A 24,659-nucleotide genomic window follows, 5' to 3' on the forward strand; every position below is an offset into this window, starting at 1 on the left:
TACTAATCTATTTCCTCTTAAACAAAAGCGAAAATTGCTCTTAGCCCTACATATGAAAGCGCTATAAATATACCTAATGTCACATATGTGGAGATTCTTTGTGAGCGTGGTGAAACTGTAATTCCCCAGCTGACAGCAAATGACCACAAGCCATTAGCAAAGTGGAAAATAGTAGATAAAACGCCGACAATATAGAAACCTAGCATAAATGGAGAGCTTAAAATATTCGCCATCATGTCATAGTTTACTTCAGCTCCAAGCTGCGCTTGAATGCGTGTTTCCCATACGTGCCAAGTGACAAAAATCAATGTGATGATACCTGTAATCCGTTGCAGTCTGAACAACCAGTTTCTTAAGTAACTGAAGCGAGACGTGTTGTTTTGTGCCGTAAAGGCTATGTACACCCCATAAACAGCATGATAGATCAGTGGTAAGAAAATCACGAACAGCTCAAGTGCATATCTGAATGGAAGCTGTTCCATAAAGTGTGCAGCTTTGTTAAACGCCTCTGGTCCATTCGTCGCAAAGTGGTTAATCACTAAGTGCTGTACTAAAAATAGACCGACCGGAATGACGCCAAGCAAAGAATGCAATCTCCGATAAAAAAATTCTTTGTTCCCCGACATTACTTTACCCCCTAGTAAAAAAAGTGCAATTGCTTGAAAATTGTCTTACCCCCGCTTCTTTCAATTGTAAGCACTTTATTCAAATTTATTGACAATTTCATTTTACTCCTATGTCAAAAAAGCGTCAAGAAACCGCGTACATAAATTAAAATTTTCCGAAATTTAAAAGTTTTAAATCAAAATTCGTTTTACTACAATAAGAATTTCTTAGACTTCAGGGAAAACTCTGTCATCATATGCCCACATAAGCTATAATAAATTGTTGAAAGAGGGGAGCCATACAATGAATAAATTCGAATCTAACTTAGAACAGCTAAAAGAAATTGAAGTCAATGGATTTGCCTACGAGCTGATACGCGAAGTTCTGCTGCCTGACATTCTTGGTCAGGATCATTCATCTATGATGTATTTTGCGGGTAAACTGCTTGCTCGTAAATTTCCTCAAGAGTCATGGGAAAAGATCCCCGAATTTTTCCATGATGCCGGATGGGGAACTCTCACGATGGTCCATTCTAAAAAACAGGAAATTGAGTTTGAGCTCGAAGGTCCACTTGTATCGAATCGACTCAGCTATCAAAAGGAGCCATGCTTTCAAATGGAAGCAGGTTTTATCGCTGAACAGATTCAGCTTCTCAATGAGCACGTGGCTGAATCCTATGAACAAGTAAAAAAGCGTGCTGATAAAGTCATTTTAACCGTTAAATGGGATTTAAGAGACCCTAGCTAACACTGTTTATGAAAGGCGATGACTTCGTGTCACGCCTTTTTTATATACCCTTCTATCATAGCACAGTTGGCGTACCGGTTTACGCATGTTTTTCTTTCTTCATATGCTGATGATTTCCAATATAAAAAAGAGGTGTATCTTTTTATGGGATACACCTCTTTTGAAGATTTAAGAATGAGCAGCGGCGCTCACCTTTGATAATTCAAACGCATCATGAAGGGCTTCTACCGCTTTCACCATATCTTCACGATCAACGACTGTTGAGACTTTGATCTCAGACGTACTGACCATTTTCACTTGAATGTCTTTTTGAGCTAACACAGCGAACATTTCAGCCGCAACGCCTGGGTTTGAAACCATACCAGAGCCAACGATAGATACTTTGGCTAATTTGCTTTCTGTCTCAATCTGCTCATAACCAAGCGCACCTTTGTATTCTTCTAATACTTCAACTGTTTTAGACAAATCATCCGTTTTCACAGAGAAAGAGATGGAGGTCTGATTGGTGCTTGTGACAGACTGAATGATGATATCGACATTGATATTTTGCTTTGCAAGTGTCGTAAAAATCGTCGATAGCGTTGTTAAACCGCTTGAAAGGCCACATACCGTCACGCGTGTCATCTGATCTTCAAATGCAATGCCTCTTACAACTAAATTTTGTTCCATGGATGATTCCTCCTCAATTAACGTACCCGATTCATTTTCAATACTAGAACGGACTTCTAGTGGGATTTGATAATTTTTCGCAAATTCGACCGCTCTCGGATGCAGCACACCTGCTCCTAAATTGGCTAACTCAAGCATTTCATCGTATGAAATTCCTGCAAGTTTTCGCGCAGACGGCACATAACGAGGATCTGTTGTAAACACACCTGGTACGTCCGTATAAATATCACATTTGTCCGCTTTGAGTGCCGCAGCTAGTGCCACTGCTGTCGTATCTGATCCACCACGCCCAAGTGTTGTAATATGTAGATCATCCGCAATTCCTTGGAAACCTGCTACAACGACGACTTTTCCCGCACTCAGTTCTTCTTTGATTCTTGCTTCATCGATGTCCACGATTCTTGCATTTCCGTGCACCTTCTCTGTTTTCATCCCAGCTTGCCAGCCTGTAAAGGAAATGGCATCATAACCTTTTGCTTGCAGTGCCATCGCTAATAATGAAATGGTCACCTGCTCACCAGTTGTCAGTAGCATATCCATTTCTCTTTTGCTTGGATCATCTGTGAGTTCTTTCGCTAGGTCTACTAGAACATCCGTTGATTTTCCCATCGCAGACACAACCACGACCACATCATTTCCTGCCTCGCGTTCAGCGATGACTCTCTCTGCGGCATTGCGAATTTTTTCTGTCGATCCAACAGATGTTCCACCAAATTTTTGTACAATTAGTCCCATGTCTACCACCCTTTTTCAAAAGATCACGTGTGAGAGAAGAGGCTGCGGAGACTGCTCTCGTCACTGCAAATAAAAAAGCAATGAGAGAACAAATCTCCCATTGCTTTAAAATCATCATCAAACGATGCAAACAATGAGATAGCCCTCCAAGAAATACATTCTTGACAGCCCTACATTTCTTCAATGTACAGCCAGCGAATAAAATGAGTGGATTTTATTCACTTCGGCGACGCTCCCCTTTCAGCCCTCTTCCTAGATCCCCTCGATCTCTGAAGGCTTACTCTTGAAGTTCGCACCTCTATCTTCAACAAACAACACGTTCATTTATTAAATTAGTCACATCTTAACAGACTTTTGGAAAAAGTACAATCTATTTTTTTAATGCCTCCATTAAAAGTTCAGCCGTTTGTTTCGGAATACCAGCGTCCTGAAAATCCTGGATAGAGGCTTCTTTCATCTTTTTCACAGAGCCAAAATGTTTAAGTAACTGCTTTTTGCGCTTTTCCCCGATACCTGGGACATCGTCTAGAATAGACTGGAATGCATTCTTCCCGCGCAGCTGCCGGTGAAAACTAATCGCAAATCGGTGCACTTCATCTTGAATACGCTGCAATAAATAAAAGGCCTGACTATTCCGTTCCAGCGCAACAATTTCAAGCGTATCACCCATCATCAGATTCGATGTCCTGTGTTTTTCATCTTTCACTAGACCTGCCACAGGAACAGACAGATTTAATTCATTTTCGAGCACATCTATGGCTGCGTTGATTTGTCCTTTTCCTCCGTCGATTAAAATCAAGTCAGGAAGCGGCAGTTCATCCTTTAACACACGGGTATACCGCCTTCTAATGACTTCACGCATGGAAGCATAATCATCGGGCCCCTCAACGGTTTTAATTTTGTATTTTCGGTATTCCTTTTTATACGGCTTCCCGTCTTGGAAGACAACCATAGCGGATACGGGGTCTGCTCCTTGGATATTGGAGTTATCAAATGCCTCAATCCGGTATGGCATATAAATATTAAGTGCATCACCAAGCTGCTTCACTGCACCAATTGTCCGTTCTTCATCGCGCTCTATGAGCGAGAATTTTTCTTTGAGTGCAATTTTGGCATTTTGGTGGGCAAGTAAAAGCAAATCCTTCTTCTTTCCTTTTTTCGGCTGATGAACATTCGTTTCAAGCAATTGCTCAATCATCTCTTGATCGACGCTGTCTGGCACCAAAATTTCCTTCGGCAAAAAGTGGTTGTTTTTTTCATAAAACTGCCCCATAAACGTGAGAAATTCCTCCTCAGGGTCTTGATACATCGGAAATAGGCTGACATCACGTTCGATTAATTTTCCCTGTCTGATGAAGAAGACTTGGACACACATCCAGCCCTTATCATAAGCATAGGCAAATACATCGCGATCGGATAAGTCACTCATCGTCATCTTTTGCTTTTCCATCGTTGAGTCGATATAAGCGATTTGATCTCTCAGTTCTTTTGCCCGCTCAAATTCTAATTGTTCGGCCGCTTCTTGCATCTTCTCTGTTAATTCTTTCTTGATTTGCTGATGACCTCCGTTTAGAAATCTTGTGATTTCATCGACGAGCTGTTTATTCGTTTCTTCAGAAATGTCATACACACACGGAGCAAGACATTGTCCAAGATGATAATAAAGACAGACTCGGTCAGGGAGTGTTGCACATTTTCTAAGTGGATATAAACGATCGAGCAGCTTTTTCGTTTCTCTTGCTGCTTGTACGTTCGGATATGGACCGAAGTATTTCCCTTTATCCTTTTTCACATTGCGGGTGACAATCAGCTTAGGGTGACGTTCATTCGTAATTTTAATAAAAGGGTACGTTTTGTCATCCTTGAGCATGACATTGTATTTCGGGTCATATTTTTTGATTAAATTCAGCTCTAAAATAAGTGCCTCAATATTTGAAGAGGTGACAATGTATTCAAAGTCTTCGATTTCACTGACAAGCCGCTGCGTTTTGGCATCATGAGATCCTGTAAAATAAGAGCGGACCCTATTTTTTAATACCTTTGCCTTTCCCACATAAATGATCGTATTTTGTCTATCTTTCATTAAGTAACAGCCTGGTTGATCAGGTAAGACTGACAGCTTTTCTTTGATCAATTTGTTCATATTTTCATCCGTCCTTGTTTTCCTCGTTCACTCCTTCTAGTGTATCACGAACATTTGTTTTATACCACGATGAAAGAAAAGCGGCTCTCTATACGAGAACCGCTTTTTGAGATCATGCCACGCGGGCATAGATCGGTTTATAGATGTTTGTTTACAAGCTCAGCTAGTGCTTCTTTTGGTTTGAAACCAACAGAAGTTTCTACAACTTCACCGTCTTTTAAAACAAGAAGTGTTGGGATACTCATAACGCCGTATTTACCAGCAGTTTCTTGGTTATCGTCTACATCAATTTTTACAATTTTCATTTTGTCGCCCATTTCTTGATCAAGTTCTTCAAGAACTGGAGCAATCATTTTACAAGGTCCGCACCAAGGTGCCCAAAAATCTGCAAGAACAACACCTTCTGCAGTTTCTTGTGAAAATGTTGCGTCAGTAGCTTTTACGATTGCCATTATTCATTCCTCCAATGTAAATTATGCTTTTTAGTATAGCATCTACCAAAGTGACTTGCGAATGAAATGCTTACGAATCATTTTTTATGAAATGAATTAAAAAACAAACCGTATAATCGCACCAATAACAACAATCGCACCAATGATCATCAGAATGGTTCTAAGCATATGACATAACTCCCTTTCCGCTTCATTTACAATGTATGATGCCCCAACATTCTTCTCATCAAACATTGAAATATGCGATCAAGCCAGATCGACGGTCAACATGACAACCGACATAGGCGGCAGATCAATAGTCAGCTCGCCGTGCTTAACAGCAAATTGCCGAAAGTCCGCAGGCTGAACGGATTGAGGATCATCGAACGTATTGTGCGCATTCATCCGATCAGCTGTCAGCACAAGGCCAGTGACCTTCGTTTTTGCATCGATTCCCTCTATCGCAAGAGATACGTCTGCTTTTTCATGGGGATTCACATGACAGAAACTAATATGCATCTTGTCAGATGACCGCGAGGCTGACACACTGACTTGAGGGATTTTTTCACCCCGGCGTTCATACGAAGGCGCATTCAATTCTACTTCAAGCGCTTCTTCTTCTTGATGTACTTGAAACATGTGAAATACATGATAGGTAGGTGTCAGAAGCATCTTTTCGTCCTGCGTTAACACCATCGCTTGCAGCACATTGACGGTCTGGGCAATATTCGCCATATGAATCCGCTGGCAATGGCGATGAAAAATATGAAAATGCAAGGCACAGACTAGAGCATCTCTTAATGTGTTTTGCTGATACAAAAACCCTGGATTTGTCCCCGGTTCTGGATCATACCATGTCCCCCATTCATCAATAATCATCCCGATTCGCTTGTCTGGGTCATAACGATCCATGATTTTTCCGTGTTCCACGACAAGCCGCTCCATTTCAGACGCCTTTTTCAGCGTTGTAAACCACTCATCCTCATCAAAATCGGTCGCAGACCCTTTTTTCTCCCATGTTCCTGGGACCGTATAGTAATGCAAACTGAGCCCATCCATCCAAGGCGCTGCACGCTCCATTAATACTTTTGTCCAATTCACATCATTTGAATTCGCACCGCATGCGATTTTGTAAATGCGCTGACCAGCAAATTCTCTCACATACGTTTGGTAGCGTTTATATAAGTCTGCATAATACTCTGGCGTCATATTTCCACCACATCCCCAGCTTTCATTGCCTACACCAACATACGTCAGCTCCCACGGTTCTTGTTTTCCATTTTGAATGCGCCAATCCGACATAGGTGTCCCCTTAGGAAATGTGATATATTCAATCCATTCTGCTAATTCTTGCACAGAGCCGCTTCCAACGTTTCCACAAATATAAGGCTCACATTCAAGTAATTCACACAGTCTCATAAATTCATGTGTACCAAACGCATTTGATTCAACGGTGCCACCCCAATGAGTATTCACCATCGGCTTTCGTTCACTCAGATCCCCGACGCCGTTTGCCCAATGATACTCGTCTGCAAAACAGCCACCCGGCCACCTAAGCACCGGGATATGTAACGCTTGAAGGGCCTTTAGCACATCAGTACGAATCCCCTCAACATGATCAATCTCTGAATCTTTCCCTACCCAAATTCCGTCATAAATTCCTCTTCCTAAATGCTCTTGAAAGTGTCCATAGATGTGTTTAGAAATGCGTCCAATCACTTCATTGACTTTTACTGTTCCATTCACTTGTAAACCGCTCCTTTGTTTCGTGATAACATACAAAAAAACCCAGAATACCTAGGCATTCTGAGTGTATGAGCGTTAAGAATGGATATTCATCTTTTTTAACTCTTCATTTAAAAGCGGAACGACTTCGAATAAGTCACCAACTATACCGTAATCGGCAATTTTGAAGATTTCAGCTTCTGGGTCTTTATTGATCGCAACAATGACTTTACTGTTGGACATACCGGCTAAATGCTGAATAGCCCCTGAAATCCCGCAGGCAATGTAAAGGTCAGGTGTGACGACTTTACCGGTTTGACCAATTTGCAGGGCATAATCGCAGTAGTCAGCGTCACATGCACCACGCGAGGCACCGACTGCTGCGCCAAGCGTTTGGGCAAGTTCTTTCAGCGGTTCAAAGCCTTCTTTGCTCTTGACCCCCCTGCCTCCTGCGACAATGACCTTCGCTTCAGATAAATCTACACCTTCTGATGTTTTTTTAATGACTTCCTTCACGATCGTTCTTAGGTTTTGAATATCGACAGAAACTGGCGTCACTTCTCCGCTGCGTGACGCATCACGCTCCAGCGGTGCCACGTTGTTTGGACGGATAGTAGCCAAAAGCAGACGATCTGTTGAAATGACTTTTTCAAAAGCTTTTCCTGAATAAATCGGTCTAGTGAAAACAAGGTGTTCACCGGTAACGCTTACATCTATTGCATCTGAAATTAAGCCTGTTTGCAGGCGTGCAGCTATTTTTGGTGACAAGTCTTTTCCGATCGATGTATGACCGAAGAGCACTGCATCAGGATTGACTTGATCTAATATTGCTTGAAGCGCCTGCGCAAAACCATCAGACGTATAACAAGAAAGATGCGGGTGCTCGACGATCATCACATGATCCGCTCCATAATAAAGCAGTTCATCCGCTTGATCTTTGACGTGATCCCCTATTAAAACGCCAATCACTTCACCGCCATCAGCCACCTCGTGAGCGGCAGCAATCGCTTCAAACGTCACATTTCTTAATTTACCGTCACGACTTTCTCCAAGTACAACAACTTTTTTACTCATCCTTTAAGCTCCCCCTTGTTCTCGTGATATCGTAAAGTGGATGTTTAGATGACTTTTGCTTCATTTCTTAGCAGGTCTGTCAGTTCCTTGACCTGATCCTGAAGCTCGCCGCTCAGCACCTTGCCACCCTCTTTTTTCTCCGGTAAGAAACGTTCAATTGTTTTGATTTTATATGGCACATCGTCTTCATCTAGATCTAGATCGTCTAATTCTAATTCTTCTAAAGGCTTTTTCTTTGCCTTCATGATGCCTGGTAACGATGGATAACGAGGCTCATTGAGACCTTGCTGCGCGGTGACCACTAGCGGGAGCTCGGCAGAAATCACTTCCACATCACCCTCTGCATCTCGCTCAATTGAAGCTGAGCCGCCGTCGATTTGAATACTTGTAATGGTTGTGACATATGGAAAGCCGAGTAATTCAGCAAGACGCGGGGCCACCTGTCCAGATCCGCCGTCAATCGCTACATTCCCTGCTAAGATCAAGGAAGCTTCTTTATCCTTGAAATAGTGATATAGAATCGTAGAAGCGGAAAACTGATCCCACTCCTCCAAATCATCTTCAACATTTAATAAAACGGCTTGATCGCAGCCCATTGCAAGTGCTGTTCTAAGCTGTTTCTCCGCATCTTCATTGCCAACTGTCACGACCGTTACTTCTCCCCCGTGCTCATCCCGAAGCTGAATCGCTTCTTCAATTGCGTACTCATCATAAGGATTAATAATGAACTCTGCCCCATCTTCTTGAATAGCACCAGACTGAATAGAGATTTTCTCTTCCGTGTCAAACGTACGCTTCATTAAAACAAAAATATTCATTCATTTCTCCCCCTTGTGTCGTACTAATCCCTTATTCCCCTTTAAAATTCGGTTTACGCTTTTCGATAAAAGCTTGGATGCCTTCTTTGGCATCATTCGACTGGAACACCTCAGCAAACTTTTTGGCTTCCAGCTTCATTCCGCCATCATATGAGTACACTTTTGTCGCATTCAATAACTCAAGCACATACTCAAGCGTTTTAGGGCTTTTCGCTGCAAATTTCGCCGCCAATGTTTTCGCTGTTTCCAGCGCTTCTTCCTCTGTTTCCGCAAGTTTTGAAACAAGTCCGCAGGCAAATGCTTCTTCTCCTGTAATCGGCTCAGCTGTTCCCATCATTTCAAGTGCTTTAGCTGATCCAACGTAGCGAGGCAGGCGCTGCGTTCCGCCGAATCCTGGGATAATACCGAGATTTAATTCCGGCAGTCCCAGCTTTGCATCTTTTGTTGCGATTCGAATATCACACGACATCGCCAGCTCAAGCCCGCCGCCTAATGCTGCCCCGTGAATGGAAGCAATCACCGGTTTTGGACATTGTTCAATTCGTTCAAACACTTGCTGTCCTCTGTCTGCAAGGCTGGCATAATCAGACTCTTCCTGCAAGGTCGTAAATTCTTTAATATCAGCACCTGCTGAGAAAAATCTACCTTCTCCATGAATGACAATAGCTCTCACTTCACTGTTTTGTTCAAGCTGATCAAACATGTCGTTGAGTTCAGTGAGAAGCTGAGAGGATAAGGCATTTGCAGGCGGGTGTTGAATCGTGATGAGTGCTGTCTGTTCGTCTTGGTGTAAGCTAAGTATTTTTTCCATGTCAATCATCCTTTTTCAATTGTCTTTAAGATTGATGTATTCCGTTTAAGAGAAGATCATGTACACTTTCTGCGAGTGCTGGCAGGTCATACTTTTGATCATTCATGACCCATGTTGTAGCGGTTTCATCAATCGTCCCAAATACCATTTGTCTCGCTAAGCGGACATCTAGATTTTGTCTAAATTCTCCTGTCTTCTTTCCCTCGGTTAAAATGGAGTCTAGCATATTTAAATACCCTTTCAGCACCTCATTGATTTTTTGGCGCAGTTCAAGGTTTGACTGCCTGAGTTCAAGCTGTGTCACAAGGGCCAAATGATGGTCTTGCGATAGCAGGCGAAAGTGTTCTCGAATGAGGAGAAGAAGCTTTTCTTTCGCAGACGGTTTCTTTTGAATATCTGTTTCCATCCGTTCGATGAATTGTCCCATTTTTTCTTTAAACAACGAGATCAGAATATCCTCTTTGTTTTTGAAATAGAGATAAATGGTTCCGTCTGCTACTCCTGCTTGTTTGGCAATCTTTGAAACTTGTGATTGATGGTAGCCGTTCTCTGCAATCACCACAACGGCTGCATCAATAATTTGCATGTACTTCGGTCTTTTCTGCTTCAATGTGCTTCGTCCCTTTCTAAATTGAATGAGCATTCATTCATAACTTTATGTTAAAAAGAAACGAGTGATTTGTCAAGTGATGTTCTTCTTTCTTTTCAACCTTTAGCATACCAGAGCAGACACGTACAATTCAAATCATCCGGCCGCTTGACCGGATGATGCTGGTTCATTCTCTCATTGATCGACTGGTTCTTCTGTTGAAGATGATTGCTTTCTTTTTTCTTCTTCAATTAACACTCTGCGCAAGATTTTCCCTACAGCCGTTTTAGGCAGTGATTCCTTAAATTCGTAGACACGCGGCACTTTAAATGAGGCAATTCTTGTTCTAACAAAACGATCCAGTTCATCCTCTGTTACATAGGCATCCTTTTTCGGGACAACAAAGGCTTTTACTGTTTCCCCTCTATACGGATCAGGAATACCCGCCACAACCACTTCTTGTACAAGCTCATGCTCATAAAGGGCTTCTTCAACCTCTCTTGGGTAAATATTATAGCCGCTCGCGATGATGACATCTTTTTTCCGGTCTACGATATAGAAAAAACCATCCTCATCCATATACCCAATGTCTCCTGTGAAAAACCAGCCGTCTCTTAACACTGCCGCTGTCTCATCCGGCTGATTCCAGTACCCTTTCATGATTTGAGGACCTTTGACGATAATCTCTCCGTGCTCATATGGCGCTTTGAGTCCACCCGTTTCTTCACAATAAATACCGGCATCTGTATTCGGCCAAGGGCACCCGATACTTCCTATTTTGTTCGCTCCCCATAAGAAATTGGCATGAGTGACAGGAGAAGTTTCTGAAAGTCCATATCCCTCCACCAGCCTTCCTCCTGTTAGTTTTTCAAAACTCTGTTTGACTTCAACAGGAAGAGCGGCCGATCCGCTTAAGCATGCGGTGATGGATGATAGGTCATACTTTTCAATATTCGGATGATGAAGCAGGGCAATATACATCGTTGGTGCTCCTGGGAACAGCGTCGGTTTCTGTTTTTCAATGGTCTTCAAGGCATCCGCTGCATCAAAACGCGGAAGAAGAATCATTTGATGACCTTCTTTGACTGCAAGGTTTAGCACGGTCGTCATGCCGTATACATGAAAGAACGGAATGATTCCAAGAATCCGCTCTTTTCCGCGGTTCGTTTTATACATCCAGGATGTACACATTTCTGTATTGGCTACTATATTTTCGTGTGTGAGCATAACCCCTTTTGGTAAACCGGTCGTTCCGCCTGTATATTGCAAAACTGCGACATCCTCTTTCGGTTGAAAGGATATTTGCGGAATCCGTTCTCCTGACGATTCTTTCATGATCTGTGAGAAACGATGAATGGTCTCACTCTTCTCCACTTGGATGACCATGTTGTTTTTCCTTCGCTGGACAATCGGAAACAATATGTTTTTCGGAAATGGCAAGTAATCTTGTAATTTCGTGACGATCAAATGTTCCATACTTGTCAGCGCTTTCATTTTATAGACCTTTGGATACAGTAGATCGAGAGTGATCAGCACCTTAGAGCCACTGTCCTCCATTTGATATTCCAGTTCTTTCTCCGTATAAAGCGGATTGGTTTGAACGACAATGCCGCCTGCTATTAAAACCGCATAATAAGAAATCACCGATTGCGGGCAGTTTGGCAGCATAATCGCTACTCTGTCGCCTTTTTTGACACCGATGTCAATCAAGTGACTGGCTAATTTCAGTGCATCTTCTTGTAACTGCTGGTAGGTGATGTTTTTTCCTAAAAAATGAATGGCTGTATGCTCAGGTGCTGCCTCTGCGGAGCTGAATAAGTAAGATTGCAACGTTTCATTTGGGATGGTGAGTTCGTGGGGAATTTGATTCGGGTAATGCAGAAGCCAACGTTTATCTGACTGCATAAAAACCCTCCTTCCTGAACTTTCGTACTATTTTATTATAGCAAACTTTTCCTTATGGCTGTTTGCTTTTTTCAAATCGAGCTCGTTCCATGACACATCTTCATTTTTTCGCCGGTGTTTCTATAGAGGCTCTTTTCCCTTCATGATGCCACTTTTCGTATAATCCACCGATCGCACGAAATGACTCATGGACTCTCTCCACGATCTGTTTATGGATACTAGGGTCATTAGGTAAATGTGTGTGGATGTTGTCCACTTGATATTGTCTCATCATGTCTAGATACACAGTTAGAAAGATGGTGTCTTCTAAAATCCAATAAATGACTTCATCCGCCTCTTTTGTTCTTTTATGAAGCACTTTAATCCCTCGTTCATATTGAATAAGAAAATAGCCGGCTGGATCAATTTCAATATAGGGGCTCAAATCATCAAAAAAACCAGTCGTTTGAAAAGGACGTGCAATATACGGTTCATATATGTCTTGGGGAAGAGATGTCTTTTTGAGACAACTGTCAATGCGCTTTATGAGTTCGTCTTTTTGCAAGATTTGATTCATTCTGATTCGCCGCCTTTGATGAGTGAAAAGCTGTCAAGGTTTTCCCTGACAGCTTTCTAGAATGTATTCTTCATTTTACAGGAACATGTAAACGGCACCAATAACCGCAAAAGTGCAGGCAACTACAATTAATACTTTGGCTAGTTTTTCCATGTCGTCTCCTTAAATGCCGGCTGCTACTACATAAGACAGCCCAACAGAAATAATGAGTGAAATAAACCCGACCGCTCTATTATCATTCTCAATCTCTTTGTCTACTTTAAATCGTGGTGTTAAAAATTCAAAAATGAAATAGCTGACGAGCAGCATCACAAAGCCGTATACGCCCCATCCGACCATTTGAAGAAGCGAGTTGTGCTGGGCGATGGAATGCTGAAAGACATTGGCAATCCCAAAAATCTTCCCGCCGGTTGCCATAGCAACAGCTAAGTTCCCCCGCTGAATCTCTTCCCAGTTTTTATAGGAGGTCACGAGTTCAAATATGGTCAGAAATAAGACAAGACATAGGACGGCCACGCTGTAATAGGCGGCAATTTCCACAAGTTCATTTTCCCAAAAGGCTTTCATGCGTTTTCTCCTTTTTACTTTAATTCGACGATGGTGACGCCTGATCCTCCCTCGCCTTGTTCTCCAAAACGAGCATTTTTTACACTACGGTGCTGTTTTAATAATTCCTGGACCCCTTTTCTCAAGGCGCCAGTGCCTTTACCGTGAATGATCGACACACGCGGATAGCCAGCTAAGACGGCATCATCTAAGTATTTCTCGACTCTGCTTAAGGCATTCTCATAGCGCTCTCCTCTTAAATCAAGCTCAAGTGATACATGATAGTCTTTTCCTTTGACCGCCGTGATGGCTTTCTCTTGCTTAAATTCCGGTGCTGATTTGATAAATTCCATATCTTTTTCTTTTACTTTCATTTTTAGAATGCCCATTTGGACACTCCATTCTTTGTTACCCGTTTGTTCGATGAGCGTTCCTTTTTGGCCAAACGTCAGCACTTTGACTTCATCGCCTGGCTTTAGCTGTCTTGCTGCTTTTTTCACTGGCTCTGGTTTTTTCTTACGGTCAAACTCAGGGACAGCTTCTTCAAGACGCTTTCTCGCATCAATGAGTTCATGTTCTTTGAATGAACGATGCTCACTTTTAATGGACCGAAGCTCTTGAATAATCTCTTCTGCTTCTTTTGTTGCTTGTTCAATTTTTTCTGCCGCTTTTTGTTCAGCTTCTTCCAGCAGTTTGTCCTTTTGTTCATTCCATTCAAGGATTTGTTTTTGCAATTCTTTATGGAGCTTCTCTGCTTCTTTTCTATAGAATTCCGTCTCATGCAGTTCTTCTTCTGCTTGTTTTTTGCTGTCTTCTAACGAAGCAATCATCTGATCGACTTCATTATGTTCTGCGTGCATATCTGCTTTTGCACGATCAATTAAATGATGAGGCAGTCCTAGACGCTTGGAAATTTCAAATGCATTACTTCGTCCCGGCACCCCGATGAGCAAGCGATATGTGGGGGATAAGGTTTCAATATCAAACTCTACACTCGCATTTGTGACGCCTTCTCGGTTATATCCGTATGCCTTCAGCTCAGGATAGTGAGTCGTTGCGATGACGCGCGCATTTGTTTGATGAACTTCATCTAAGATGCTCATCGCAAGTGCTGCACCTTCAGCAGGATCTGTCCCCGCACCTAATTCATCAAATAACACGAGTGAATTAGACGTCAAATGCTTTAAGATATCCACAATATTGACCATATGAGATGAGAATGTACTCAAGCTCTGTTCAATAGACTGCTCGTCTCCAATATCAGCAAAGACTTGATCGAATACAGCCACTTCTGATCCTTCTTCGACTGGAATATGAAGACCTGCCTGCGTCATCAGCGTAAGAAGTCCAAGTGTTTTTAAAGTGACGGTCTTACCGCCTGTATTTGGACCTGTGATGACGATCGTAGAAAAATCTTTGCCTAGCTCAATATCATTTGCCACAACCTGATCTCGTGGCAATAGGGGATGTCTTGCCCGTTTTAAATAAATCTCCCCTTGGTTATTCACAGTAGGTTTTGTGGCTTTTTCTGCTTTTGCATATTTGGCTTTGGCGAAAATAAAATCTAATGTCTGAAGTTCATTCACATTATGAAGCAATTCATCAATGTGCTCTGACACACTCGCTGTTAGCATTTGCAAAATCTTTTCAATCTCTTGCTTTTCTTTTAGGCGAGTTTGCTGCAAGGTGTTATTTAAATCCACGACCACCTGCGGCTCAATAAAAAGAGTTGCGCCTGAAGAAGATTGATCGTGAACAATCCCTCCATAATTCGAGCGGTACTCTTGTTTTACGGGAATGACAAACCGATCATTACGAATGGTCACAATGGTGTCTGACAGCATTTTCGTGGCAGATTGTGAACGAATCATTGATTCTAATTTATCTCGCACTTTTGATTCTAGTGATCGTAACTGCGTTCGTATGGTGCGGAGGGCTGGCGTTGCGTGATCAAGCACTTCTCCATTGTCACCAATACAGCTTTCGATTTCTTTTCTCACGTCTGGCAGTAAAATCAGCGATTCTGCATATGTATGAAGACGGGGTATCTCTACTCCGTCCTCATACATAGAGGCGAGAAAGTGCTTCATGTTTTTTGTGGTATATAACAGCGCCGCAATTTCCATCAGCTCAGAAGGGCTTAATATACTGCCTATTTCTGCTCGTTTGACGCCTCGTCTAATATCCGTTAACCCGCCAAATGGCGCAGATCCTTTTAAACGAATCACATCTTGCGCTTCTGCTACCTCTTCTAGCAGATGCTGAATGCTCTCGATATCTGTGAGTGGTATTAAGTCCTGCGCTTTTTCTTTCCCTAAAGTCGAAGCAGTATAGGACATGACTTTTTCTTTTACTTTATGAAATTCTAATGATGCTAACACTTTTTGTTGCAGCATGGTCCAGCCTCCTAACGACTACCTGTCACGCGTTAAAAACTTTTTCATCTCATTGAGTGAAAATGTATTCACGACATTTGCTTTTGGTGTCCAGCCCTTTCTTGCAGCTGTGACACCGACGTCCATATGATCGAGCATGGCGATGTTGTGTGCATCTGTGTTGATCATGATGTTCACACCCGCTTCGTTTGCTTTCATTAAATGCTCTGTTTTTAAATCCAGTCTTGACGGGTTGCTGTTGAGTTCCAGTGCAGTGCCCGTTTTTTTCGCAAGCTCTATGAGCTGATCAATATTTAAAGCATAGCCGTCTCGTCTACCGATCAAACGGCCAGTTGGATGGGCAATTAAATCCACATGCTGATTATTCAAGGCATTTTCTAGGCGCTCCATAATGACTTCCTCCGGCTGAGAGAAGCTAGAATGAATAGACGCAATGACAAAATCCATGTCTGCTAGAAAGTCATCATCATAATCTAACGATCCATCCGGCAGAATATCCATTTCGACCCCTTTGAAAATGTGAAAATGTTCGAATTCTTGATTCAGCTTGTCAATTTCTTTTGCTTGCAAACGCAAACGTTCTTTTGTTAAACCGTTTGCTACTTTTAAATATTGTGAGTGGTCTGTGATCGCCATGTATTCATAGCCTTTTGCGATACATGCCTCTGCCATTTCGCGAATAGAAAAGGCGCCATCACTCCATGTCGAGTGCATATGAAGATCGCCTTTGATATCTTTTCGTTCTACAAATTGCATACTTTCTTTATACGAATCAATCTCTGCTCCGGTTTCACGAATTTCTGGCGGAATGAGCGGAAGTTGGAAATGTGCATAAAAAGCGCTTTCGTCTTCAAATGTTTTCACATCCCCAGTTTCGATCGTTTCAACCCCATATTCACTAATACGCTCACCGCGCTCCTTCGCAAGCTGTCGCATACGAATGTTATGATCTTTTGAGCCAGTGAAATGGTGCAGCGTTGTTGCAAATTGGTCTGTTGTCACAAGCCGGAAATCTACACTGATTTCAAAATCAAGTGCAAGCATGACAGATACCTTCGTATCACCGCTCGCAATGACATCTTTGACATCATCAAGAGCAACAAGTTGTTCTCTCACTTGTTCAGGGTTATCAGTCGCAATGATGTAATCTAAATCTTTAACCGTTTCACGCGCACGTCTTAAACTGCCCGCTCTTGAAAAACGGATGATTCCCTCCATCTGTTCCAGCGCATCATCAATTCGCTCTGCCACATCTAATGCAAAGCCAATTGGCAGTCGTTCTGGCTGCTTTCCCGCCTCCTCAAGAGCGGCAAGAATCTTTTCTTCTGTTTTTTTGCCAAACCCAGCAAGCGTTTGTACTTTTTCCGCTTCACATGCTTCTTTTAACGACTGTGCATCGTGAACACCAAGCTCTTGGTAGAGCTTAGCAATCTTCTTCCCGCCGAGTCCTTGCAATTTTAAGAGCGGGACAAGTCCTTCAGGCACTTCTTTTTTTAATTGTTCGAGTGTTTCAGACTGTCCTTTTTCGATATACTCTGTGATCACAGCAAAGGTTCCTTTTCCAATGCCGGGTAATGCTAATAGGTCATCTATTTGAGAAAGACTGCGGTCATCTTGTTCCAGTGCCGCAGCTGCTTTACGAAAGGCAGAAATTTTAAAAGGATTATCTCCTTTTAGCTCCATATAAACTGCAATTGTTTCAAGAAGTTTGATAATATCTTTTTTATTCATCTCTCATCCTCCAGCCGCTTTGGCATCTTCCTATATAAATATACAAACTTTCCCTTCATCCGACAACTTTCTGTCATGGAATGAGAAAAAACTTCTCCAAGAAAGGAGAAGTTCTTAAACTCCATACGTCGACCAGAGGTCTTTGACAAGACCGGACAGGTAAGGGGTGCTATTTACGATCACATCTGCTAACATTGATTTGCTCATCATCGTTTGAAGCGCATCGACTGGAAGTAATGCGGCCACAAACAATAGAATAAACACAAATAGATAGGTTTCAAGAAATCCTAAAACAGCGCCAAGCAGTTTGTTGACCTGTTTAATCACAGGGATACTTGCAATGGTTGTGAGCAATCCGCCGATGATAGCGAGCAGGATTTTGGTCAAGATAAACAGAATGATAAACGCAATGGTATTATAATAAGCTGTTTCTAGATTCCCACTAAAGAAAGCAAGCTGCGCTTGACCGCCGCTAAAATTAGGTGCTGGAATCCACGTAAGCTGTGGTGCAAGTGACTGATAAAACAGAGAAGCCACTAAAATAGAAACAACAAAGCTAATCAATTTAATAAATTGAAGAATAAACCCGCGTTTTAGACCGACAAGCGTTCCCATAAGAAGCAAAAACAAAATGATGATATCGATCACGGTAATTTCATTCCTTTTCTTTTAGATGAAGCTCTAGTTTTTCGTATTGCTCTTTTAATTTCAAGTAGTCGTGGACGACATTGACTGCTGTCAGTACAGCTAATTTGTTTATATCAAGGTATGGATTTTTTTCATTGATTTCTCTCATTTTATCATCAACAATTGAAGCAACATGTCGCATATGCATCTTCGTTTCTTGACCGATGATCGTATAGGACTGTCCGTAAATCTCAACTGTTGTTTTCGTTTTACCGCCGTCAGACAACGTTTCTCCTCCATTCCACGAGAATCCTAGTCTCTATCATAACATGTTTAGACATTGAATGGAAAGACGAGCCCTTCCCTGTTATGGTACACTTTAGAAATCAATGATATCAAGGTAAAAAGGAGTTATCCACTGTGCCCCAATCCGTCTTAAAAGCAACATCAGAAGACATGAAAAAAATGAAGAGCGTGTACGCTCAGCATTTAACTGACACTTTGCCGCCAGGCGCTCTATTTCAAGCAAAGGTTCCCGGCTGTACGATTACAGCTTACAAATCTGGAAAAGTGCTGTTCCAAGGACAAAAGGCAGAAGCTGAAGCGAGTCAGTTCAACCATTTACAAGCAGCTGAAACAAAAAGCAAAAAAACACCATCCATCACACAGTACAGCCCACCACCCGGCATCGCTTCCATGTCGGTTATTGGCTCAGATGAGGTCGGTACTGGCGATTATTTTGGACCCATTACGGTCTGTGCGGCTTATGTTGATTCCAGTCAGCTTGCTCTCATGAAAGAGCTCGGGGTGAAAGACTCAAAAGGACTAAAAGATCCGCAGATTATCAACATTGCCAAAGACTTGATCAAAACCATCCCGTTCAGCCTTCTCGTGCTTCGGAATGAAAAATACAATGCGATGCAAGAAAAGGGCATGAGCCAAGGGAAAATGAAGGCACTGCTTCATAACCAAGTCATCACCTCCGTGCTAGAAAAACTGGATGGCAAGAAACCAGAAGCCATTCTCATTGACCAATTTGCCGAACCAGGCATTTATTTCAGGCACCTTGCGGGGAAAAAGATCATTCGGGAGCGTACATATTTTAGTACGAAAGCAGAAGGCATCCACTTATCGGTTGCTGCAGCTTCTATTATTGCAAGGTATGCTTTTTTAATTGAAATGGATAAATTATCAAAAGCAGCGGGCTTTGACATTCCAAAAGGAGCCGGTCCGCATGTTGACAAAGCGGCAGCAAAGCTGATGAAACAGCACGGCGAAGAGGCTTTACGCCAATTTACAAAACTTCATTTTGCCAACACCCAAAAAGCGAAAAAATGGTTATAATTAAAAAAGAGCTATCGCCCATAAAGCGATAGCTCTCAGATTGTTGACAAAGGGCTAAAATGAACTTGATTTTAGCCCTTTGTCTTCTTTTCAGCGTGATAGAAAACCTTTGCAGTCTAGGAAGGACGAGCACTGGCACAGAGCGAATTTGACATTCGTGAGTACCAGCGCGCAGGACTGACAAAGAATGCGAGGGTTTGTCTACACGCTAAGAGCTATCGCCCATAAAGCGATAGCTCTTTTTATTATCCGCGCAAGACGGCTTGATACGTATCTTCTAATGCTTTCAATACGTTTGTATGAACAGCCGTGACTTCTTCCTCGGTCAACGTTTGTTCTGGGTTTAAATATTGCAGAGAGAATGCAACAGATTTCTTGCCTTCTTCCATATGCTCACCCTCATACACATCAAAGACGGAAAGGTCTGTGAGCAATTGGCCGCCAGCTTCATAAATGACTTGCTCCAGCTGTCCGCTTGAAATATGCTGATCGACGACAAGTGCGATGTCTCTTGTCACTGCTGGGAATCTCGGAATAGCCGTATATTTCATATCCTCTGTTTCAGACGTCATTACATCTGTTAAATCAAATTCAAATACATACGTTTCTTTTAAATCTAATTCCTTTTCCACTAATGGATGAAGTGCAGCTACAAAGCCAATCACTTTTCCATTTAAATGAACATCAGCTGTACGTCCTGGGTGAAGGCCCTCACGCTCTGCTTGAACATACGTGATCTCTCCTGATACACCAAGCTTTTCAAACAGCCCTTCTGCAATACCCTTCGCTACATAAAAATCGACAGCTTTTTTCTCGCCCTGCCAAAGATTTTTATGCCAAAGACCTGTTAACGCACCTGCCACATGCTCTTTCTCTACTGGTTTTGCGCCTTCCGTTTCCGCTAAGAAAACAGAACCTGTTTCGTAAAAGGCAAAAGAATCAGCTTGTCTTGCTAAGTTATATGCGACAGAATCAAGTAAGTTTGGCAGAAGGCTTTGTCTCAGCACACTTCGTTCCTCACTCATCGGCAAGGAAAGTCTTGTTTGATAAGCTGGATTTAAAGCAAAGGCTGTGGACTTATGCTGATTCGTTAATGAATACGTAATCGCTTGAGAAAGCCCTGCGCCCTCTAAGAAACGTCTCACCTTTCTGCGCTTCACTTGGTATGGCGTAAGACCACCAACGGTACCAGCTGTCGCAGGGAGTGTAGATGGAATATTGTCGTAGCCGTATAATCTCGCGACTTCTTCAATGAGGTCCTCTTCAATCGTAATATCCATTCTACGGGAAGGAACCGTTACAACAAGCACATCATTTGATTCGCCCACAGTAAAGCCTAGTTTGTTGAAAATCTGAATCATATCTTCTTTTGAAATGCTCATACCAAGCACCTTGTTCACACGCTCAGTTGATACGTGGATGACATTCATACTTGTTTCAAGGTGGTTTTCCTCAACTGTACCACTTAGCACTTCGCCGCCTGCATACATACTGATCAATTGCGCTGCTCTTTCGGCTGCTGATTTCGTCCGCTGCGGATCGAGCCCTTTTTCAAATCGTGTGCTTGATTCACTGCGAAGCCCTAAGTCTCTAGATGCTTGACGGACGGTTTGACCGTTGAAATATGCCGCTTCTAAAAGAATCGTTGTCGTCTCATCACGCACCTCTGATTCAAAACCGCCCATGACACCTGCAACAGCATGCGCTTTTGTGCCATTTGTAATGACAAGATGCTTCGAAGACAATGTACGTTCTTGTTCATCCAGAGTTTGAATCATTTCATTTTCAGCCGCTTTACGTACAACCACCTGCTTTGAACCAAACCGGTCATAATCAAAGGCATGTAGTGGTTGACCGTATTCAAGTAAGACAAAATTCGTAATATCCACGACGTTGTTAATTGGGCGGATACCTGCATTCATCAATCTTGTTTGCATCCAAAGTGGTGCTGGTCCAATCTTTACATTTTTAATGATCTTCGCTGCATAAAGTGGATTCGCTTCTTGATCCTCAATTTTAACAGAAATATAGTCTGCTGCTTTTTCAGAAGAAGTTTCATGCGCTGTATCAGGAAGCTTGATGTCTCTCCCTAAAATGGCGGCAACCTCATAAGCGACACCTAGCATATTAAGGGCATCGGCACGGTTTGGTGTTAAGCCAAGCTCAAGTACCGCGTCATCTAATTGAAGCGCTTGAAGGGCATCATCTCCTGGTTTCACGTCATTCGGGAAAACAAAGATGCCTTCTGCATATTCTTTTGGTACGAGCTTGCTCTCTACGCCTAAATCTTGCAGAGAACAAATCATGCCATGAGACTCTTCACCGCGTAGTTTTGCTTTTTTAATTTTAAAGTTTCCAGGAAGGACTGCACCAACCGTTGCGACAGCCACATGCTGTCCTTTATCCACATTTGGAGCCCCGCATATAATTTGCACCGGTGCGTCTTCGCCGATATCAACAAGACATTTGTTTAATTTATCCGCATTCGGATGCTGTTCACGTTCAATGACGTGTCCAACGACAACACCTTTGATGCCTTCGCCTTTATACTCAACGGCTTCCACTTCAATTCCGCTTCTTGTGATTTTCTCTGCTAATTCATCCGGCTGAATGCCTTCTAAATCGACATAGTCCTCTAACCATTTATATGAAACAAACATGTTGATTTCCTCCTCTTAGTCCTGCTTAAATTGCTTCGTGAATCTAATATCATTTGTGTAGAAATGACGAATGTCATCTATGCCGTATTTCAGCATCGCAATACGTTCAACACCCATTCCAAAAGCAAAGCCTTGGTAAGTATCTGGATCAAATCCGCTCATTTTTAATACATTCGGGTGAACCATTCCTGCACCTAAAATTTCAATCCAGCCTGTTCCTTTACATACGGAACAGCCTTTCCCGCCGCATTTAAAGCATGACACATCAACTTCAACGGAAGGTTCTGTGAATGGGAAAAAGCTTGGGCGCAGTCTAATTTCACGATCTTCCCCAAACATTTTTCTTGCGACTGTCTCAAGCGTTCCTTTGAGGTCACTCATGCTAATATTGTGATCTACCACAAGTCCTTCAATCTGCATGAATTGATGGGAGTGAGTGGCATCATCGCTGTCACGTCTATATACCTTACCAGGACAGATGATCTTCACAGGACCTTGGCCTTTATATTTCTCAAGTGTACGTGCTTGAACGGGTGATGTTTGTGTTCTCATGAGTGTGTCTTCAGTAATATAGAAGCTGTCCTGCATATCACGTGCAGGGTGTTCTTTTGGAAGATTGAGCGCTTCAAAGTTATAGTAATCTGTTTCCACCTCTGGGCCCTCTTCAACGGTATAGCCCATGCCGATAAATAAATCTTCAATATCTTCTACGACAATCGTTAATGGATGTCTTGCCCCGATTTTGATCGGACTTGCTGGCAATGTGACATCAATGGTTTGAGAAGCCAGTTTCTTTTTCACTTCTTCTGCTTCTAGCTGCTCATTTTTTTCAGCAATGGCACCAGCAATCTGCTCTCTCACTTCATTTGCAAGTGCGCCCATTTTTGGTCTTTCTTCAGCGGAAAGCTTGCCCATTCCGCGCAGCACTTCTGTAATCGGACCTTTTTTCCCTAAATATTGAACACGAATGTCATTGACTTCTTTGAGCGAGCTGGCTGCTTCTACCTTCGCTATCGCTTCTGTTTCAAGCTGTTTTAACGTTTCTTGCATGAGTGTCATCCTCCTTTTAATATACAAAACCGTCTGAATAAACGGGTGTTTGATTGTTTGAAGACAATAAAAAAACCCGCCCCTCCAAAAAAGAAGGGACGAGTTGTGGTCGCGGTACCACCCTTGTTAAGCACAAATACATGTGCGAATAAGCTTCATTGACATAACGGAATCAAACGAATCCGGTCCACCTTTACGCAAAACCTGCGGTCCCGGTGACAACTCCAGAGGTGAATTCCTGTTTCAGCATTCCTTAAATGCACTTTCAGTCTACGATGCATTCTCCCTAATAGGACGCTTCGTGAAACAATCTTCCTCTATCATGGTTTTTAAAATATTAGTTTCATTATAGTGAAAAATAGGACGTGATGCAACACTATCCGCGCAAATGATAGACAAGAACCGCTGCTGCCACAGCCACATTTAATGATTCCGCTTGTCCGTACATTGGAACATATAAATTTTGATCTGTCATTTGAAGAATCTCTGGATCAATACCTGCTCCCTCGTTGCCTACAATTAACGCAAATGGACCTTCTGATGCTATGTGTCTATACTCTTTCGCATTTTTTAAAGCAGTGCCATATACAGGTATACCTTGCGCCTTTAATGCTGGAATTGTCTGTTGTAGTGTTTGTTTTAAGATAGGCAGGTGAAAATGAGACCCTTGTGCTGAACGGAGCGTTTTTCCGTTAAACGCATCAACGGTTCCATCCCCTAGGACCACAGCATCAAGCCCCGCTGCATCTGCTGTCCGAATGAGTGTGCCTAAATTCCCCGGATCCTGCACTGCATCTAACAGAAGCATTCGTTCATACTTTTTCTCCTCAAATACAGGAATTGTACAAACCGCTGCGATTTGCTGAGGTGTTTCCGTTTCCGTCATCGCAGTAAAAGCCTCTTCACTTAATTCATACAGCTCAATGTCAGGCTCGATGTCAGCAGGGAGCATGTCAGGTGTTGTGATCATTAACTCTTTCACAACCCCGCTCTTTAATGCTTCTTCTACTAAGTGTTTTCCTTCAACAAGGAATAGCCCTGTTTTCGTTCGTTCTTTTTTTGTATGGAGCTTTTTCCATTGTTTAATGTGTGCGTTTTTAGCTGATTCTATATACTTCAAGCGACTTTAACTCCTTTAAATATCATGAATTTATTATATCTCAAGCACACTACATAATAAACCTGTCTTTGAGACAGAATAGGGCTATCACCATCAAAAAAGGAGTGTGGGCAATGGATTTTAATTTAAGAGGCGCAGTAATTCAAAACATTACTGGCCATAATCAAGAGCAGCTTGAGCATACGATTTTAGATGCGATTCAAAGTGGCGAGGAAAAAATGCTACCAGGGCTTGGTGTTTTGTTTGAGGTGTTATGGCAAGAGGCATCAGAAGATGAAAAAAATGAAATTCTTGAAACATTAGAGCAGGGCTTAAAGCCTGAGCATCAGCAATAACAAGAAGCCGGTTTGCTTATTTATGAGCAAGCCGGCTTTGT

At 42.4% G+C, this 24,659-nt stretch carries 22 protein-coding genes and 1 riboswitch; of the genes, 3 read left to right on the plus strand and 19 right to left on the minus strand.

Translation table 11 applies throughout. From position 1 onward, the window contains the following. Nucleotides 1–17: 17 nt before the first annotated feature. Nucleotides 18–626 (minus strand): succinate dehydrogenase cytochrome b558 subunit, encoded by a 609-nt coding sequence (locus NSQ11_RS13065; protein ID WP_007501622.1) that lies wholly within the window; start codon nt 624–626, stop codon nt 18–20. Nucleotides 627–909: 283 nt separating this feature from the next. Between NSQ11_RS13065 and NSQ11_RS13070 the strand changes: the two genes are divergently transcribed. Next, nucleotides 910–1,353, plus strand: a complete 444-nt coding sequence (locus NSQ11_RS13070) for a YslB family protein (RefSeq protein WP_008345974.1) — start codon at nt 910–912, stop codon at nt 1,351–1,353. Nucleotides 1,354–1,521: 168 nt separating this feature from the next. On the opposite strand, the gene NSQ11_RS13075 is transcribed toward NSQ11_RS13070, so the two are convergent. From NSQ11_RS13075 to zapA, 15 genes are all read right to left on the minus strand, one after another. Beyond that, entirely contained in the window at nt 1,522–2,757 is a 1,236-nt protein-coding gene (locus NSQ11_RS13075; RefSeq protein ID WP_007501626.1) for an aspartate kinase, read from the minus strand. Nucleotides 2,758–2,888: 131 nt separating this feature from the next. Beyond that, nucleotides 2,889–3,066, minus strand: a riboswitch (Lysine riboswitch). 61 nt (nt 3,067–3,127) lie between these two features. Next, on the minus strand, nt 3,128–4,900 hold the full coding sequence (uvrC, locus tag NSQ11_RS13080; protein WP_007501627.1) for an excinuclease ABC subunit UvrC: 1,773 nt from the start codon (nt 4,898–4,900) through the stop codon (nt 3,128–3,130). Between the two features lie 137 nt (nt 4,901–5,037). Next, nucleotides 5,038–5,352, minus strand: a complete 315-nt coding sequence (gene trxA, locus NSQ11_RS13085; RefSeq protein ID WP_007501629.1) for a thioredoxin — start codon at nt 5,350–5,352, stop codon at nt 5,038–5,040. 246 nt (nt 5,353–5,598) lie between these two features. Continuing rightward, nucleotides 5,599–7,077: an alpha-N-arabinofuranosidase gene (locus tag NSQ11_RS13090; RefSeq protein ID WP_058213897.1), complete on the minus strand. Its 1,479-nt coding sequence runs from the start codon at nt 7,075–7,077 to the stop codon at nt 5,599–5,601. A 75-nt stretch (nt 7,078–7,152) separates the two neighbouring features. Next, nucleotides 7,153–8,130, minus strand: a complete 978-nt coding sequence (locus tag NSQ11_RS13095; RefSeq protein WP_081114429.1) for an electron transfer flavoprotein subunit alpha/FixB family protein — start codon at nt 8,128–8,130, stop codon at nt 7,153–7,155. Between the two features lie 44 nt (nt 8,131–8,174). After that, complete coding sequence (locus tag NSQ11_RS13100) at nt 8,175–8,948, minus strand: electron transfer flavoprotein subunit beta/FixA family protein (protein ID WP_035391188.1); 774 nt, start codon at nt 8,946–8,948, stop codon at nt 8,175–8,177. A 31-nt stretch (nt 8,949–8,979) separates the two neighbouring features. Next, on the minus strand, nt 8,980–9,759 hold the full coding sequence (locus tag NSQ11_RS13105) for an enoyl-CoA hydratase (protein WP_017358245.1): 780 nt from the start codon (nt 9,757–9,759) through the stop codon (nt 8,980–8,982). A gap of 25 nt (nt 9,760–9,784) precedes the next feature. After that, entirely contained in the window at nt 9,785–10,369 is a 585-nt protein-coding gene (locus NSQ11_RS13110; protein WP_017358246.1) for a TetR/AcrR family transcriptional regulator, read from the minus strand. Nucleotides 10,370–10,543: 174 nt separating this feature from the next. Further along, nucleotides 10,544–12,253: an AMP-binding protein gene (locus tag NSQ11_RS13115; protein WP_342501123.1), complete on the minus strand. Its 1,710-nt coding sequence runs from the start codon at nt 12,251–12,253 to the stop codon at nt 10,544–10,546. A gap of 100 nt (nt 12,254–12,353) precedes the next feature. Continuing rightward, nucleotides 12,354–12,809 carry an Imm63 family immunity protein gene (locus tag NSQ11_RS13120; RefSeq protein ID WP_017358248.1) on the minus strand — a complete coding sequence of 152 codons (456 nt, stop codon included), beginning with the start codon at nt 12,807–12,809 and terminating at the stop codon, nt 12,354–12,356. Nucleotides 12,810–12,971: 162 nt separating this feature from the next. Next, nucleotides 12,972–13,376, minus strand: coding sequence for a DUF350 domain-containing protein (locus NSQ11_RS13125; protein ID WP_007501637.1), 405 nt, complete (start codon nt 13,374–13,376; stop codon nt 12,972–12,974). Between the two features lie 14 nt (nt 13,377–13,390). Further along, a complete protein-coding gene (locus tag NSQ11_RS13130) occupies nt 13,391–15,748 on the minus strand; it encodes an endonuclease MutS2 (protein ID WP_046527238.1) in 2,358 nt (785 codons plus the stop codon). A gap of 21 nt (nt 15,749–15,769) precedes the next feature. Next, the gene (polX, locus tag NSQ11_RS13135; RefSeq protein WP_035391182.1) at nt 15,770–17,482 is read right to left on the minus strand and encodes a DNA polymerase/3'-5' exonuclease PolX; all 1,713 of its coding nucleotides are present in this window, start codon (nt 17,480–17,482) and stop codon (nt 15,770–15,772) included. A 114-nt stretch (nt 17,483–17,596) separates the two neighbouring features. Beyond that, a complete protein-coding gene (locus NSQ11_RS13140) occupies nt 17,597–18,130 on the minus strand; it encodes a CvpA family protein (RefSeq protein ID WP_025207758.1) in 534 nt (177 codons plus the stop codon). 7 nt (nt 18,131–18,137) lie between these two features. Next, on the minus strand, nt 18,138–18,395 hold the full coding sequence (zapA, locus tag NSQ11_RS13145; RefSeq protein WP_008345998.1) for a cell division protein ZapA: 258 nt from the start codon (nt 18,393–18,395) through the stop codon (nt 18,138–18,140). A gap of 134 nt (nt 18,396–18,529) precedes the next feature. Between zapA and rnhC the strand changes: the two genes are divergently transcribed. Continuing rightward, on the plus strand, nt 18,530–19,453 hold the full coding sequence (gene rnhC, locus NSQ11_RS13150; protein ID WP_035391180.1) for a ribonuclease HIII: 924 nt from the start codon (nt 18,530–18,532) through the stop codon (nt 19,451–19,453). A 245-nt stretch (nt 19,454–19,698) separates the two neighbouring features. On the opposite strand, the gene pheT is transcribed toward rnhC, so the two are convergent. From pheT to NSQ11_RS13165, 3 genes are all read right to left on the minus strand, one after another. Continuing rightward, nucleotides 19,699–22,113, minus strand: a complete 2,415-nt coding sequence (pheT, locus tag NSQ11_RS13155) for a phenylalanine--tRNA ligase subunit beta (RefSeq protein WP_342501124.1) — start codon at nt 22,111–22,113, stop codon at nt 19,699–19,701. Between the two features lie 15 nt (nt 22,114–22,128). Further along, nucleotides 22,129–23,163 carry a phenylalanine--tRNA ligase subunit alpha gene (gene pheS, locus NSQ11_RS13160; protein ID WP_008346004.1) on the minus strand — a complete coding sequence of 345 codons (1,035 nt, stop codon included), beginning with the start codon at nt 23,161–23,163 and terminating at the stop codon, nt 22,129–22,131. Nucleotides 23,164–23,539: 376 nt separating this feature from the next. Continuing rightward, the gene (locus NSQ11_RS13165; protein WP_017358254.1) at nt 23,540–24,283 is read right to left on the minus strand and encodes an RNA methyltransferase; all 744 of its coding nucleotides are present in this window, start codon (nt 24,281–24,283) and stop codon (nt 23,540–23,542) included. Between the two features lie 113 nt (nt 24,284–24,396). Here NSQ11_RS13165 and sspI point away from each other — a divergent pair, with 113 nt between their 5' ends. Then, nucleotides 24,397–24,618 carry a small acid-soluble spore protein SspI gene (gene sspI, locus NSQ11_RS13170; RefSeq protein WP_008346010.1) on the plus strand — a complete coding sequence of 74 codons (222 nt, stop codon included), beginning with the start codon at nt 24,397–24,399 and terminating at the stop codon, nt 24,616–24,618. Nucleotides 24,619–24,659: the final 41 nt, after the last annotated feature.

The sequence above is a fragment of the Bacillus sp. FSL W7-1582 genome, assembly GCF_038593325.1.
Classification (GTDB): domain Bacteria; phylum Bacillota; class Bacilli; order Bacillales; family Bacillaceae; genus Bacillus; species Bacillus altitudinis.